Source organism: Rhizobium sp. No.120 (genome assembly GCF_054558365.1).
Window position 1 is genome coordinate 164,204 of the sequence record NZ_BAAJNQ010000004.1, and the last position, 16,194, is coordinate 180,397.

Below are 16,194 nucleotides of genomic sequence, written 5' to 3' on the forward strand. Positions count from 1 at the left end.
CAGTTTTTTTACAGTCGCCGCATCGCTTTGACCAGCTAGACACCCGTTATGGCCTACGTTAGTGTGCCGCATAAGGCCACAAAGGTCATGTGAGCGGGAATTAATATGTATGGCGTCAGGGACTGATCTACTGCGTATCGAGAACCTCGACGTCTCGTTTTCCCTTTACGGGGATAATCTGCGTGTCGTCAAAAATGCCGGCTTGAGGGTCCTTCCCGGCAAGGTGACGGCGCTGGTTGGTGAATCCGGCTCCGGCAAATCGATCATCAGCCAGTCGATCATGGGCATTCTTCCGGCGGCAGCAAAGGCGACCGGCCGGATTCTCTTCACCGATCCGCTCGACGGCAAGACCACCGATATTCTCCAGCTGCCGCGCGATGGCGCCGCGATCCGGGCGCTGCGCGGCGCGCGCATGGCAAAGATTTTCCAGGAGCCGATGACCTCGCTGTCGCCGCTGCATACGGTCGGCAACCAGATCAGCGAAGCGCTGCGCATTCACAGCGCCGGCACCAGCAGGGCTGAGCAGCGCGAAAAGACGGAAGAGATGCTGAACCTCGTGGGCTTTCAGGACCCGGTTCGCACCTTCGACATGTATCCTTTCGAACTTTCCGGCGGCATGCGCCAGCGCGCGATGATCGCGATGGCGCTGATCTGCAACCCGGCGCTGCTGATTGCCGACGAGCCGACGACGGCATTGGATGTCACCATTCAGGCACAGATCCTTGGACTGCTGCGCAATCTCCAGCAGACGTTCAACATGGCGATGCTGCTGATCACCCATGATCTCGGTGTCGTTGCGAATATGGCCGATGAGGTCGTGGTCATCTATCACGGCGAGATCATGGAAGCGGGCCCCGTCGAGACGATTTTTCGTCAGCCGCAGCACCGCTATCTCAAAGCGCTGATGTCCGCGGTGCCGCATTTCGATATGAAGCCAGGAGAGCGATTGAAGTCCTTGCGGGATGTCCCGGTCAATCTCGGTACTTTTTCCGGCAAGAAGAAGCTTATCGACAGCGGTGTGCCGGCTGCGGGCGCGGCGCCCGATGTTCTGCTCAGCGTCCGCAATCTGACCAAAACCTATGCGTCGAAAGGCGGCGGGCTGTTTGGGCGCCGCGATGGCACGAAGTTTCGTGCGGTCGATGATGTCAGTTTCGACATTCGCCGAGGCGAATGTCTTGGCCTTGTAGGGGAAAGCGGCTGCGGCAAGACCACTGTCAGCAAGATCCTGATGCGGGGTGTCACCGCCGATAGCGGTTCCGTGACTTTCGACGACGGTAGCGGCAAGATCGATGTGCTTGCCGTCAAGGGCGATGAATTGATGGATCTGCGCACAAAGATCCAGATGGTTTTCCAGGATCCGGTCTCTTCGCTTTCACCGCGCATGACCATCCGCAACATCCTGAGCGAACCCCTGGAAATCCATGGGCATGGTGACAGCGAGGAGCGCAAGGAGAAGGTTACGGCGCTGATGCAAGCGATCGGGCTCGACAAGCACTATCTGAGCCGTTATCCGCACAGCTTTTCAGGCGGTCAGCGCCAACGCATCGGAATTGCGCGCGCATTGGCGCTCGGGCCAAAGCTTCTGATCCTCGACGAGCCTGTCTCGGCACTTGATGTATCGGTTCAGGCGCAGATCCTGAACCTTCTCAAGGATCTGCAGAAAGAACTCGGTCTGACCTATCTGTTCATTTCGCATAATCTCGCGGTCGTGGATTACATGGCAGACCGCATTGCCGTCATGGCGCGAGGACGCATCGTCGAAATCGCCCCACGGGAGGTCATTTTGCGCGCCCCCGTCCATCCCTATACGCGCTCTCTGCTAGCCGCTGTCCCGTTTCCCGATCTCGACCGGCCATTGGATTTTTCCACACTGAACAGCGAAGGACCCGCTGCCAGGCAGAAATGGGGACCGCAATTTTCCGACGGCGCCGACGGGGAGCTTACCTATGCAGATTTAGGCGGCGGACATTTCGTGCGCGTGCGTCGCGGTGTCGATGCCCAGGAGTTGCGCAAATGATCGGCCGGCGCACATTCCTTGGCCTGATGGCTTCCGCCGTTTTGCCGCAGCCTGTTCTGGCGGCCGATGTTGACAATGAACCGGAATACCTTGCCGAATGGCTGAGGGCCGGCCAGATGCCGCATCTCGCCAAACGCCTGCCAAAATTCCCCCGTGTCGTCAACGTCGCGGCCATGGGCCGCGTGCCGGGCCGTTACGGCGGTTCCGTGCGCACGCTTATCGGCAGCCAGAACGATATCCGCCTCATGACCATCTTTGGCTATGCCCGCCTGGTTGGTTATGACAGCACGCTGACGCTTCAGCCGGATATTCTCGAATCCTTTTCCACCGTCAACGATATGGTGTTCACCTTCAAGCTGCGCGAAGGCCATAAATGGTCCGACGGGCAGCCATTTACGGCCCATGACTTCCGTTATTGGTGGGAAGACGTCATCCTCAACAAGGAGTTAACGCCCGGCGGAGGTGCGTTGGAGCTGCGTCCGCATGGTAGTCTGCCGCGTTTCGAGCTGCTCGATGACTTGACGGTGCGCTATTCCTGGGATGATCCCAACCCGAATTTCCTGCCGATCCTGGCGGCCCCGCAACCGCTCGTCATCGCCGGGCCGGCGCATTATCTCAAGCAGTTCCACAAGAAATACCAGGACAGCATTCGACTTTCTTCGCTGATGAAGGAAAACCGGGTGAAGAAATGGCAGGATCTTCATATCAAGATGGGCAAGGCCTATCGGCCTGAAAATCCCAATCTGCCGGTACTCGATCCATGGAAAAACACGACAGCGCCGCCGGCAGAGCAATTCGTATTTGAACGCAACCCCTATTTCCATCGCGTTGACGAGAACGGGCGGCAGCTGCCCTATATCGACCGGATGATCCTGAGTATCAGTTCTTCGGCGATCATCGCCGCCAAAACCGGCGCGGGAGAAAGCGATCTCCAGGCGACCGGCATAGATTTCAATGACTATACGTTCTTGAAGGAGGCGGAAAGGCGCGATCCGAGCAAGATCAAGGTCGATCTCTGGAAGGCGGCGCGCGGGTCGCGCGTTGCCCTGTATCCCAATCTGAATAGCGCCGATGCGGTATGGCGCGATCTCCTGCGCGATGTTCGGGTGCGCAGGGCGCTATCGCTTGCGATCGATCGTCACGAGATCAATATGGCCGTGTTCTACGGTCTCGGCAAGGCAAGTGCCAACACGGTGTTGCCTGACAGTCCGCTTTTCAAGTCTGAATATGCCTCCGCCTGGATCGAGCACGATCCGGATCAGGCCAACGCTCTTCTGGATGCTGTCGGCCTGGACAAGCGGGATGAAGATGGCATCCGCTTGCTGTCAGATGGTCGGCGAATGGAGATTACAGTTGAGACCCCTGGCGAAAGTACGCTCGATTCCGACGTGCTGGAATTGGTGACCGATCATTGGCGCAAGATCGGCATCGCGCTTTTCATTCGCGTGTCCCAACGCGATGTTTTCCGCAGCCGCGCCATGGGCGGCCGTATTTTGATGTCGTTGTGGTACGGCCTCGATAATGGCGTGGCGACCGCCGACATGAATCCGGGCGAATTGGCGCCGACCACCAGCGACCAGATGCAATGGCCGCTTTGGGGCATGTACTATCTATCGCGTCAGACGCAAGGGGTGCCTCCGGATGTCCCGGAAGCCGTCGAGTTGGTGAAGCTGCTCGGCGAATGGGAAGAGGCTGCCTCCTCCTTCGAACGTGCCGAGATCTGGCACAAAATGCTGAAGATTTATACGGATCAAGTGTTCTCCATCGGTCTGGTCAACGCCACCTTGCAGCCGATCATGCATTCGGCCCGCATGCAGAACGTACCGGAAAAGGCGCTATACGGCTTCGACCCGACCTGCCTGCTCGGCGTATATATGCCGGATACCTTCTGGATGAAGGAGGATGGCCGGAATGCTTAAATATATCCTCTGGCGCACCGCCGTGATGATCCCGACCCTGGTCATCATCTCCATGTTGGTCTTCACCATCATCCAGCTGCCGCCGGGAGACTTCTTCGATAGCCAGATCGCCGAATTGCGCGCTCAGGGCGACACCGCCAATCTCCAGGATATGGAGAACCTTCGCCACGAATACGGGCTCGACCAGCCATTACCGCTTCAGTACCTGCACTGGGCCGGCGGCATGCTACATGGCGATTTCGGCTATTCCTTCGAATATCAGCTGCCGGTATCCGATGTCGTCGGCGATCGGCTCTGGCTGACAATCCTCGTGTCGATGACAACAATCCTCTTGACCTGGCTAATCGCTTTTCCGATCGGCATCTATTCGGCGACCCACCAATATAGCTGGGGCGATTACGGCCTAACCTTCCTCGGTCTGCTCGGTATTGCCATTCCGAATTTCATGCTGGCACTGATCCTGATGTATTTCGCCAATGTCTGGTTCGGCGTGTCGATCGGACATCTGATGGATCAAAAGTATCTTTCGCAGCCGATGAGCTGGGAAAAGGCGCGGTCGATCCTGTCGCACCTGTGGATCCCGGTCATCATCGTCGGCACGGCCGGGACGGCGGGCATGATCCGCCGCCTCCGCGCCAATCTGCTCGACGAGATGCAGAAGCAATATGTCGTCACTGCGCGCGCCAAGGGGCTGCATCCATTGAAGGCATTGGTGAAATACCCGCTGCGTATGGCGCTGAACTTTTTCGTCGCCGATATCGGTTCTATCCTCCCGTCGATCATTTCGGGCGCCGAGATCACCGCGATCGTGCTGTCACTTGAGACAACCGGTCCAATGCTGATCCGTGCACTGCAGAGCCAGGACATGTACCTCGCCGGTTCGTTTTTGATGTTCCTCGCCTTTCTCAACGTCATCGGTGTGCTGATCTCCGATATCGCCCTTGGCTTTCTCGACCCCCGCATCCGCTTGCAAGGCAGGAGCACAAAGTGAGCGTATCCCTGCCAAAACCCGGTGCCCCCCTGGAGCATTACGTCTCGAGCGCGGATTTCCATCCAGATCAGTTCGAGGCCATGTCCGCTGGCCAGCAGCGCTATTACATGGCTTCGCAAAAGAAGCTGATGTGGTGGAAGTTCAGGAAGCATAAGCTTGCGCTTGCATCAGGCATTTTCCTGCTGCTGGCCTATGGAATGATCGTGATTGCCGAGTTCCTCGCTCCCTACGGGCTGCATACCCGCAACGTCGATTACATCCATTCGCCGCCGCAGGCGGTGCATTTCTTCAACAATGGAGAGTTTGTCGGGCCGTTCGTGTACGGCCGCAAGATGGCGCTCGATATTGATACGCTGCGCCGGGTCTACGCTGACAATCCCTCGGATGTGCAGCCCATCCGCTTCTTCTGTCGAGGCGACGCCTATCGCTTCTGGGGCTTGGTAGATTCCAACCTTCATCTGGCCTGTCCTGCAGTCGGTGGGCAAATGTACCTACTCGGAACCGACCGGCTGGGCCGCGACGTGCTGTCGCGCATCATCTATGGCGCACGCATATCCCTGACCATCGGGCTAATCGGCATCGCAGTCAGCTTCGTGCTCGGCATCGTCATCGGCGGTCTGGCGGGCTATCACGGTGGCCTTTTCGATCTCCTCGTCCAGCGCGTGATCGAGGTACTGCAATCGCTGCCCAGCCTGCCGTTGTGGATGGCGCTGGCGGCGATCATGCCCGTGAGCTGGAGCCCGATCATCGTCTATTTCGGCATTACCATCATTCTCGGCATTCTCGACTGGACTGGCCTTGCGCGCGCCGTGCGCTCGAAGCTTTTGTCGCTGCGTGAGGAGGACTATGTTCTCGCCGCGCAATTGATGGGCGCAAGCACACCGCGCATTATCGGCCGTCATCTCGTTCCGGGCTTCATGTCGCATCTCATTGCCTCGGCAACGATCTCCGTTCCGAGCATGATTCTCGGCGAAACCGCGCTCAGTTTTCTCGGATTGGGGCTTCGCCCGCCAATTACGAGCTGGGGCATTCTGCTGACCGAGGCAAGGAGCGTCAGCGTCATCGCCTTTTATCCATGGCTTCTTTTTCCTATGATCCCGGTGATCTTGGTCATTCTGGCGTTCAACTTTTTAGGAGACGGCTTGCGCGATGCCGCCGATCCCTACAAATAGCAGGGTGAACGGCGAAGACAGGATTGCAATTCGAGAAGCGGCCCGCGGATGTCCTTTGCCGACATACCGCGTATAACTTTCACCCCCAGAGGTTTTGCCTATGAAGCGGCGCTTAGAAGATGCTCGAATTCTCATGTATAGCCATGACACGTTCGGTCTCGGTCATCTGAGGCGGTGCAGAACGATTGCCCATGCGCTTGTTGAGGACTATCGCGGCCTGAATGTGCTGATCATATCCGGCGCAACAATCGCCGGGGCGTTCGATTATCGTGCCCGTGTCGATTTCGTCAAAGTGCCGAGCGTCATCAAGCTGCGCGACGGTGAATACACGTCTATGGCGAGCCATGTCGCCCTTCAGGAAACGCTGAAGATGCGCCAATCGATCATTCGCCACACGGCCGAAACTTTCCAGCCCGATGTTTTCATTGTCGACAAGGAGCCGATGGGGCTGAAAGGTGAGGTGGAGGAGACACTGACCTATCTGAAGGCGCGCGGCACCACGCTCGTTCTTGGCATGCGCGACGTCATGGATGCGCCGCACCTGCTGGAAGCCGAATGGAAGAAGAACAACGTCCTCCAGAAGATCGATCAATTCTACGATCGCGTCTGGGTCTATGGCCCGCCGGATTTTCACGATCCGCTCGTCGGTCTCGACGTCCCCTCCGGCGTGCGCCGGAAGATGGAGTTCGTCGGCTTCCTGCAGCGCAGCGTATCCACGCTGGGCACGAAATCGGAACATGTGCCTGACGAGGATTATATCCTGGTGACAACGGGCGGCGGCGGCGACGGCGCGGACCTCGTCAGCGATGTCATCGCCGCTTTCGAGGAGGACAGCTCTCTCACGCAGAAGACGTTGATAGTGCTTGGCCCCTATATGCCTGCCAAGGAACGCAGCCAGCTCCTGGAGCGCGCCAGCAAGATAAACTGTCTGCAGGTCATCGAGTTCGACAACAAGATGGAAGAGCTGATTGCCGGCGCCAAGGCGGTGGTGGCAATGGGCGGTTACAACACCTATTGCGAGATCCTGTCTTTCGACAAGCCGGCGCTGATTATTCCGCGCACGCGCCCACGCGAGGAGCAGCTCATCCGTGCGCAGCGAGCAAGCGAACTAGGCCTCGTAGACATGCTGCTACCGGAGGAATCGGCCGATCCAATGCAGCTTGCGGCCGCCTTGAAACGCCTGCCGAACCGGGCGCCGCCCTCGGCGAGCAACAGCAATATGCGCCTGGAAGGGCTGGTGCACATCTCGCGCACCGTCGGCGAATGGTTCGATGACCGCGAGCGCTATACGCCGCTATCGATCGTTGCCGAGTAGATCACCGGAACCTGTCGATGCGGAAGAAAATACTGGTGGTCCTGAAGGGCTATCCGCGCTTGTCGGAAACCTTCATCGCGCAGGAGCTGCTCGGTCTGGAAAAGGCCGGCTTCGACCTGACGCTGATCTCGATGCGCAAGCCGACCGATAAAAAGCGCCATCCTGTCCACGACGAGATCAAGGCGCGCGTCGTCTATCTGCCCGAATATCTGCACGACGAACCGCTGAGGGTGCTTCGCGCCGTCTTTGCCGGCATCGGCAAGCCCGGGTTCAAGCCGCTTCTGAAGCAGTTTTGGGCCGATCTCAAGCGCGATATCACGCCGAACCGCGTGCGGCGCTTCGGCCAGGCCTTGGTGTTAGCGCATGAATGGCCCGATGGCGGTGAGTGGCTGCATGCGCACTTCATCCACACGCCGGCCTCGGTAACGTCCTATGCCAGCATCATGACCGGTATCCCCTGGACGTGTTCGGCCCATGCCAAGGACATCTGGACATCGCCCGATTGGGAGCTTTCGGAAAAGCTCGGCCGCGCGCGCTGGACCGTGACCTGCACACGCAGCGGTTTCGAGCACATGCGCGATTTGATCGGAGCGGGCGACAAGGTCTATCTGAGCTATCACGGTCTGGATCTTGACCGCTTCGGTTCCTTCGGCGGCCAACATTCCGGCCGCGATGGCAGCGACGCTTCCGATCCCGCTTTCCTTCTCAGTGTCGGTCGCGCTGTCGAGAAGAAGGGGTATGACGTGCTCCTGAAGGCGCTGGCGTTGCTTCCCGCAGATCTCAGCTGGCGGTTCACCCATATCGGTGGCGGTGACGGTCTGACGAAATTGAAAGCCTTGGCCGATACGCTCGGGATTGCCGATCGCATCACCTGGAAGGGCGCGCTGGCACAGGAAGAGGTGCTCGCCCATTATCGTCAGGCCGATATCTTCGCGCTCGCCTGCCGAGTGGCTGCCGATGGCGATCGTGACGGGTTGCCGAACGTGCTCGTCGAAGCCTCTAGCCAGCGTCTTGTCTGCGTCTCCACCGAAGTCTCGGGCGTTCCCGAATTGCTCGAAGATAGGGCGAACGGTCTCGTCGTTCCTCCGGAGGATCCGCAGGCACTCGCAGTGGCGCTGGAATCCGCCATTCGCAACCCAGCATTGCGCCACAGATTGGGTGAAGCGGCTGAAAGACGGGTGCGCGAGCATTTCGATTATCACGCCAGCATCCGGCAGCTGACCGGGCTGTTCGAGGAGCAATGGCAGAAAGAAGATCAATGGCGGAAATCCGCGTAACGGCCTCGCATACTTCACCCTTGCGGGTCTTTTTCTACGTTCAGCATCTGCTCGGTATCGGCCATCTGGCGCGTGCGAGCCGCATTGCCGGTGCGCTGGCGAAAGACGGCTGCCAGGTGACGGTGGTCACCGGCGGCGTGCCGGTTAACGGATTTCCCGGCGCGGATGTGACCTCCGTGACATTGCCGGCCGTTGTCGCCAGCAGCGCCGGTTTTTCCGGCCTTGCCGATCAGTCCGGCGATCCGGTGGGCGAAGAGTTTTTATCCCGCCGACGCGATCTGCTTCTCGATGCCTTCCGGGAGGCTGCACCCGACGTCGTTATCATCGAGGCCTTTCCGTTCGGTCGCAGGCAGATGCGTTTCGAGCTCCTGCCGCTGCTCGATGCCGTTGCGAAGGCCGATCCAAAGCCGAGGCTCTACACCTCGGTGCGCGATATTCTGCAGCAGCAGAAGAAACCGGGGCGCGATGAAGAGACGGTCGGCCTGCTGCGCGATCATTTCGATGGCGTGCTCATTCACGGCGATCCGCATTTCATCCGGCTGGAAGAAACCTTTCCGCTGACCGAGGCGATCGCTGACAAGATCGTCTATACCGGTCTTGTCGCACCCGCGTTGCCACCGGAACCGGTCGAGACCTTCGACATCGTCGTTTCGGCCGGCGGCGGCGCTGTCGGGCGCGACCTCATCCGCGCATCGTTGGAAGCGGCAAGCCGGGTAGCGACTGATCGCCGCTGGCTGTTGATCGCAGGACCGAACCTGCCGGAGCAGGATTATGCCGATCTCGCCAGCGATGCGCCCAGCAATGTCGAGCTGGTTCGCTTCCGCAAGGATTTTCCCTCTCTTCTGCGTGGCGCCGAGCTTTCGATTTCGCAGGCCGGCTATAATACGGTCGGCGATCTCCTCGTGGCCGGCTGCCGCGCCATTCTGGTTCCTTTCACCGCCGGTGGCGAGACGGAGCAGTCCGTCAGGGCTGAGCGGCTGGAGAGGTTAGGGCTGGCCTTGGCCTTGCCGGAGGCTGGATTGACGACGGATATGCTGGTCGAAGCCGTGAAAACGGCACTGACGCGCCCCAAGCCAATCAATCCGGATATCGATCTTGGCGGCGCCGCCAGAACATCTGCCATTCTGCGTGAGTTCAGGTAGCGACGTGTGCGGCCGATATCGGAGACATCCCGTCGTTTTATCCTCCTGGATTCCCGCAATCTTGTGATATAAATCGAGAAATCGATGAATCGGGAGGAGCGTGGACGAAAGACCGGGCGGCGTCCCCTTTCACATATGGGGCCACGTATCCGTAACGAAACCTTCCCGCATCTCTGCAACATCGGTGCCGGCATCACGCCGGTGCTGGGCGTTGAATTTGAAAGCCTGCAGTAAGCAATGGAAAAAAGCCTAGCGCGCTATATTTGGTCGAATACCCGGCTGGAGCAGGTCTGGATACTGCTTGTCGTCGCTGCCTCGATGATCCCGTATTTCCTGTCCTTCGACTTGCCGAAGCAGATTGTCAATGGGCCGATCCAGGGCAAGGGTTTCGAACATCCCGGCGATACGCAGACCTTCATGCACATCGCCTTCAACGTACCGCTCATCGGCCATGTCGAGATTTTTCAAGGCGTGCAGCTGACGCGCATGTCGATGCTCGTTGCGCTGAGCATGGTGTTTCTGGCACTCGTCGTGCTCAACGGCCTCTTCAAGCTCTATATCAATACCTACAAGGGGCGGCTCGGCGAACGCATGCTTCGCCGCATCCGGTTCGAGCTGATCGACCGGGTCTTGCGGTTTCCGCCCTCGCATTTCAAGCGGGTCAAGCCCGCCGAAATCGCCACCATGATCAAGGACGAAGTGGAGCCGATGGGCGGCTTCACCGGCGATGCCTTCGTGCAGCCGGCGCTTCTAGGCGGCCAGGCGGTAACGGCGCTCGTCTTCATCATCATGCAGAATTTCTGGCTCGGCATGATTGCCGCGGCCATCGTCGCCGTGCAGGCGATCGTCATTCCGCGCATGCGCAAGCGGCTCCTGGAACTCGGTCGCCAGCGGCAGCTGACGGCGCGCGAACTCTCCGGCCGCGTCGGTGAGATCGTCGATGGTATTGGCACTATCCACGCCAACGATACCACCAACCTGGAGCGCGCCGATATTGCGCACCGGCTCGGATTGATCTTCTCGATCCGCTACGATCTCTACCAGTGGAAGTTCCTGGTCAAATTCATCAATAACTTCCTCGCTCAGGTAACGCCGTTCCTGTTCTACCTGATCGGCGGCTTCCTGGCGTTGCAGGGTCGCCTGGACATCGGTCAGCTCGTCGCCGTTATCAATGCCTACAAGGATCTGCCCGGGCCGCTGAAGGAGCTGATCGACTGGGACCAGTCGCGTCAAGACGTTCAGGTAAAATACAATCAGGTGGTCGAACAGTTCAGCGTCGATCATCTGATCGACCCGAAAATCCAGGCGGTTTCGCCCGCGCCCGCCGCCCGTATCACCCATTCTCTCGTCGCGACCAATCTGACCATCGTCGATGACAGCGGCGCGCGCGTGCTGGACCATGTCTCGGTTGAAATTCATCCCGGCGAACGGGTGGCGATCGTCGGCGATAGCGGTGCGGGCGGCGAATATCTTGCAGAGGCGTTCGGGCGCCTGATCTGGCCGGATAGCGGCCGCATTTCCATCGATGGCCACGATATTCTGGAACTGCCGGAATCCCTTATCGGGCGACGCATCGCCTACGCCTCCTCCGAAACGTTCTTCTTTCACGGCACTTTGCGCAGCAATCTGCTCTATGGCCTCAAGCATGCACCGCTCGTTGCCCCCGTCTATAGCGAGGATGAGGCGACAAAGGTCAAATGGAGCATGGCCGAGGCGCGTCGTGCGGCCAATCCAGAATTCGACCTCAATAGCGACTGGGTGGATTATGCCGCCGCCGGTGCGACAGGGCCGGATGACATCTATTCCGCCATCCGTCCGGTTCTCGATGCCGTCGCCATGTCGCAGGATATTTTCGACATGGCCTTGCGCTCGAATGTCGATGCGGCCACGCACCAGGATCTGACATCGCGCATTGTCGAACTACGGCAGGCATTGCGGTCACGGCTTGAGGAGGAAAAGCTCGAGGATCTCGTAGTTCCCTTCGAGTTCGATGCCTACAATCCGCAGGCGACGGTCGGTGAAAATCTGCTTTTCGGTACGCTGAAGCGGCCGCAGATGACCAATCGCAAGTTGGCGGCTCATCCCTATTTCCGGCAGATATTCGCTGAAACGGGCCTGGTCTCCGATTTGTACGATATGGGCCTGGAAATCGCGGAAAACGCGGTCGAGCTCTTCACGGACCTGCCGCCGGACCATCCGTTCTTCCAGCAGCTGACCTTCATGACGGCGGAAGACATCCCGACCTATGAGGCGCTGCTACAGAAGCTCAACGGAAAGGGCTATGAGGCGGCTACCGATGACGAGCGTGCGGCCATCATCCGGCTGAGCTTCTCGTATATCGAGCCGCGTCACCGCTTCGGTCTTCTGACGCAGGTGCTCATGGAAAAGATCGTGCAGGCGCGCACGAAGTTTTACGAGAATATTCCGGCCGATCTTGCCAAGGTCATCGAGCGCTACGATCCAGAGCACTTCACCGCGTCCGCCACCTTGATGGACAACGTATTGTTCGGCCGCATCGCACATCAGCAGGCGAATGCGCCGGAGCGCATCCACCAAATCATGTATGATGTGTTCGGACGTCTCGGCATGCATGATGCAGTTCTGTCGATCGGCCTGGATTTCGACGTCGGTTCGGGCGGCAAGCGCCTCACCAACGTGCAGCGCCAGAAACTCAATCTAGGTCGTGCCCTTTTGAAACGTGCCGATTACATCATCTGCAATCGCCCGCTGCCGGCGCTCGACCATCGCGTCCAGGATCAGATCGCGAGGGCCATTCTGGGCGAGCTCCATAGCGGGGATTATGCACCGGCGATCATCTGGGTTCTCTCCAATCCCAGTTTTGCCGAATTGTTCGACCGCGTCTTGGTTTTTGATCACGGCAGCCTCGTCGAAAACGGCTCTACCACCGATCTTTTAGAGAAAAACGGTATGTTCAAAGAACTGTTATCGTAATATCCTATCTCGACAGTGGCGTCTGGGGCCGAACACTGGGGGTATCGAAGCTCATGCTTCTGAAGGACGAAGTTGAAATGCTGAAGCGGGTGCCGATTTTTTCGCGCATCGCACCCGCGAAATTAAAACTTTTGGCGTTTACGTCCGATCGTGTCAGCTACAATGCTGGTCAAACCCTGTTTCATCAGGGCGATCAAGGTGACGCGGCCTATGTTGTTCTTTCAGGGACCGCTGATATTCTCGTCGACAGCCCGGCCGGCGAGATCAAGGTTGCCGAAGTCGACCTCAATTCCATTGTCGGCGAAATCGCCATTCTCTGCGATGTTTCCCGTACAGCCACGGTGAAAGCCACTTCCAGGCTTGAGGCCTTGAAGATCAGTAAGGAGCATTTCCTGAAGCTGCTCAGCGATTTCCCGGAGATGGCGGTCGAGATCATGCGCGTGCTGGCAGATCGCCTCAACCACACAACCTCGGAGCTGACCGCCGTCCGCAGCCGCCTCGACCAGCCGCAATCGATGTCCACTCATTGAGTTTGAGGGATATGCCTTCGGCCGGCGCGCGCCCCGTTTCAACATGGCGAAAGCAATAACGAAATACGTGCAGTCTCGTATGGCCGCCGATTTCTTCTCAGCGAGAACGGCAATCTTGCGTCCATTAAAAGCGTCGAGTTGAACGCGAAACTGGCTTTCCAGTTTCGCGCCCGGTGATTGGTGTTTTAAATCAATCCGCGACGGGCGAGATTGCGCATCAGATGCGAGGTGCCGAAGGTCCAGGGCGGGCATTCGGTCGACAGGAGTACGCGGTTCTTCAGCGCCCCGAGCTTGTCGTTGGAGATGGTAACGATATCGCCGACCTTGTGAGTAAAGCCTTGGCCGGGCGTGTCACGATCCTCGACGGGGGCGAAAAGCGTTCCCATGAACAGTACGAAGCCGTCGGGATATTGATGATGGCGACCGATGGTCTGAGAGACAAGATCGAGCGGATCGCGGCTGATTTCTTTCATCGAGGAACGGCCATGCAGCACATAGCCGTCCTCGCCTTCAACCTTAAGGTCGAGGTCGGCATTGCGAACGTCATCAAGACTATAGGTCTCATCGAACAGACGGATGAAAGGCCCGATCGAGCAGGAGGCGTTATTGTCCTTCGCCTTGCCGAGCAGCAGTGCCGACCGCCCTTCGACATCGCGCAGGTTGACGTCATTGCCAAGCGTGGCGCCCTTCACACCGCCCTGGCTGTCGACGGCAAGCACGATTTCCGGCTCGGGATTGTTCCACTTGGAGATCGGATGCAGGCCGACATCCGCACCTTGGCCGACGGAAGACATGACCTGCGATTTAGAAAAGACTTCGGCATCCGGTCCGATGCCGACTTCGAGATATTGCGACCAGACGCCTTCTTCGATCAACGCTGCCTTGACCTTGGCGGCCTCCGGCGAACCCGCCTTCAAGTTGCGCAGGCTGTCGCCGATCAGGGCCGTGACCTTGCCGCGGATCGCTTCGGCAAGGTCCGGATTGCCGGCTGCGCGCTCCTCGATGACACGCTCCAGCATCGAGCGTGCAAAGGTGACGCCGCAGGCCTTGATCGCCTGCAGATCGATAGGCGCGAGAAGGTGGACGGCGGAGTGATTGGCCTTGGCGGCAAGCAAATCATCGAGCTTTCCGACGGCTTCGCCTTTCTGCGTGCGGACGAAGGCGACCGGATCGTTCTTCTCCAGCAGGTCGCGCATGGTGGGCGCGTCCTTCGAGGTTATGTCGTATAGCGTACCGTTCCGAACCGTGACGAGGGCAGGGCCTTCAACATCCGGGCGCCAGATGCGACCGACAAAGGTTCCGGTGGTGAATGTATCTGAGCTCGTCATGTCGTTCGTCTCCTCCAAACTGCGTGTGTTTTCTAACCCAGGCGAATGTGCTTTGCCATGGGTTATCGGTGCGATATTCGTCCGCGTTTTGGATTTTCATTTTCTCCGGTGCGGTAAAAATGTAAGGCCTCGCGGCGTCACCGCGAGGCCCTTTGGGCCGCAAGCCGGGAGAGTGGCTTTATGCAGCCTGAACCTTGCGATTGCCGCGTGCCCATTCCGGCAGCCAATCGCCATGGGCTGTCAGCAATTCGTCGACGAGCGACCAGATCTGATCGAGATCAAGTTCTGCCGCCGTATGCGGATCCATCATCGCAGCGTGGTAGATGTGCTCGCGATTTTCGGTCATCAGAGCCTTTACCGTCAGTTCCTGCACGTTGATGTTCGTGCGGATCAAGGCCGTCAGCTGTGGCGGCAGGTCGCCGACATAGGTCGGCTGGATGCCGGAGGCGTCGACCAGGCAGGCGACTTCGGCCGCGCAATTGAACGGCAGCGACGTGATGCAGCCATTGTTACGGACATTGCCGTAGATAACGGAAGGTTCGCCGGTCCAGACGGAATTGATGATCGAGGAGGCATATTCCTTCGATTGCTTGACCTCGATCTTCTCGGCCGTGCGGTATTCCTCCGCCTGGTGTTTCCAGCGCGCCACCTGCTCGATGCAGCGCTTCGGATATTCGTCGAGCGGAATGCCGAACTTCTCGATCAGATCCTCGCGACCTTCCTTGATGAAATAGGGCGTATATTCGGCGAAATGCTCAGAGCTTTCGGTGACGAAGTAGCCGAGGCGGGTCAGCATTTCGTAGCGCACCTTGTTCGGGCAGCGCGGGTTCCAGCCGGGCTTCGGTGCACGTCCTTCGCGATAGGCGCGCACAAGATCCGGATAGAGATTGCGATAGGAACCATCCGGTTGGCGATGCTCGAATTCGAGATAGAAGGCCATATGGTTGATGCCGGCGGAACGATAGCGGATCTCGTCATAGGGAATGTCGAGATCATGAGCCAGCTCCATCGCCGTGCCCTGCACGGAGTGGCAAAGGCCGACCTGCTTGATATCAGGATACTTCTCGCCGATCGCCCAGGTGTTGATCGCCATCGGGTTTACGTATTGCAGCATGATCGCATTCGGGCAGACGGCGAGCATGTCCTCGCAAATCTTCCACAGATGCGGAACCGTGCGCAGGCCGCGCATTATGCCGCCGACTCCGAGCGTGTCGGCGATCGTCTGGCGCAGGCTATATTTTTTCGGCACCTCGAAATCGGTGACCGTGCAGGGCTCGTAGCCGCCGATCTGGAAGGCGACGACGACAAAGTGCGCGCCGTCAAGCGCCTTACGCTGGTCGGTGAAGGTCTCGACCGTGGCCGGAGCGCCAAGTGTCGAGGCAAGCTTGCGGGCAACGATGGCGCTTTCGTCCAGCCGCTGCGGATTGATGTCCATCAGCGCGATCCTGGCTCCTGCAAGTGCCGGACGCTGCAAGACGTCGCCGATGATATTCTTCATGAAGACGGTCGAACCGGCTCCGATAAACGTGATCTTGGGAGTGCCTGCCATGT

12 protein-coding genes are annotated in these 16,194 nt (G+C 58.7%); 10 read left to right on the forward strand and 2 right to left on the reverse strand.

Annotation, left to right across the window (positions count from 1 at the left end; genetic code table 11):
• Positions 1–109: 109 nt before the first annotated feature.
• From ACYJRZ_RS14720 to ACYJRZ_RS14765, 10 genes are all read left to right on the forward strand, one after another.
• Positions 110–2,017 (forward strand): ABC transporter ATP-binding protein, encoded by a 1,908-nt coding sequence (locus ACYJRZ_RS14720; RefSeq protein ID WP_459459911.1) that lies wholly within the window; start codon positions 110–112, stop codon positions 2,015–2,017.
• A complete protein-coding gene (locus ACYJRZ_RS14725) occupies positions 2,014–3,936 on the forward strand; it encodes an ABC transporter substrate-binding protein (RefSeq protein ID WP_459459913.1) in 1,923 nt (640 codons plus the stop codon). The genes ACYJRZ_RS14720 and ACYJRZ_RS14725 overlap by 4 nt, the downstream gene beginning before the upstream one ends.
• Complete coding sequence (locus tag ACYJRZ_RS14730) at positions 3,929–4,927, forward strand: ABC transporter permease (RefSeq protein WP_015343453.1); 999 nt, start codon at positions 3,929–3,931, stop codon at positions 4,925–4,927. The genes ACYJRZ_RS14725 and ACYJRZ_RS14730 overlap by 8 nt, the downstream gene beginning before the upstream one ends.
• Positions 4,924–6,099 (forward strand): ABC transporter permease, encoded by a 1,176-nt coding sequence (locus ACYJRZ_RS14735; RefSeq protein ID WP_459459916.1) that lies wholly within the window; start codon positions 4,924–4,926, stop codon positions 6,097–6,099. The genes ACYJRZ_RS14730 and ACYJRZ_RS14735 overlap by 4 nt, the downstream gene beginning before the upstream one ends.
• Before the next feature lie 100 nt (positions 6,100–6,199).
• Complete coding sequence (locus tag ACYJRZ_RS14740) at positions 6,200–7,414, forward strand: glycosyltransferase family protein (protein WP_459459918.1); 1,215 nt, start codon at positions 6,200–6,202, stop codon at positions 7,412–7,414.
• A gap of 11 nt (positions 7,415–7,425) precedes the next feature.
• Positions 7,426–8,691, forward strand: a complete 1,266-nt coding sequence (locus ACYJRZ_RS14745) for a glycosyltransferase family 4 protein (protein ID WP_459460592.1) — start codon at positions 7,426–7,428, stop codon at positions 8,689–8,691.
• Entirely contained in the window at positions 8,655–9,833 is a 1,179-nt protein-coding gene (locus ACYJRZ_RS14750) for a glycosyltransferase family protein (protein WP_459459920.1), read from the forward strand. The genes ACYJRZ_RS14745 and ACYJRZ_RS14750 overlap by 37 nt, the downstream gene beginning before the upstream one ends.
• 84 nt (positions 9,834–9,917) lie before the next feature.
• A complete protein-coding gene (locus ACYJRZ_RS14755; protein ID WP_459459922.1) occupies positions 9,918–10,067 on the forward strand; it encodes a hypothetical protein in 150 nt (49 codons plus the stop codon).
• A gap of 3 nt (positions 10,068–10,070) precedes the next feature.
• The gene (locus tag ACYJRZ_RS14760) at positions 10,071–12,785 is read left to right on the forward strand and encodes an ABC transporter transmembrane domain-containing protein (protein ID WP_459459924.1); all 2,715 of its coding nucleotides are present in this window, start codon (positions 10,071–10,073) and stop codon (positions 12,783–12,785) included.
• Positions 12,786–12,838: 53 nt separating this feature from the next.
• On the forward strand, positions 12,839–13,315 hold the full coding sequence (locus ACYJRZ_RS14765) for a cyclic nucleotide-binding domain-containing protein (RefSeq protein ID WP_069610301.1): 477 nt from the start codon (positions 12,839–12,841) through the stop codon (positions 13,313–13,315).
• A 185-nt stretch (positions 13,316–13,500) separates the two neighbouring features.
• On the opposite strand, the gene ACYJRZ_RS14770 is transcribed toward ACYJRZ_RS14765, so the two are convergent.
• Complete coding sequence (locus ACYJRZ_RS14770) at positions 13,501–14,643, reverse strand: fumarylacetoacetate hydrolase family protein (protein ID WP_459459926.1); 1,143 nt, start codon at positions 14,641–14,643, stop codon at positions 13,501–13,503.
• Positions 14,644–14,821: 178 nt separating this feature from the next.
• Complete coding sequence (gene melA, locus ACYJRZ_RS14775; RefSeq protein ID WP_459459928.1) at positions 14,822–16,192, reverse strand: alpha-galactosidase; 1,371 nt, start codon at positions 16,190–16,192, stop codon at positions 14,822–14,824.
• Between the last annotated feature and the right edge of the window lie 2 nt (positions 16,193–16,194).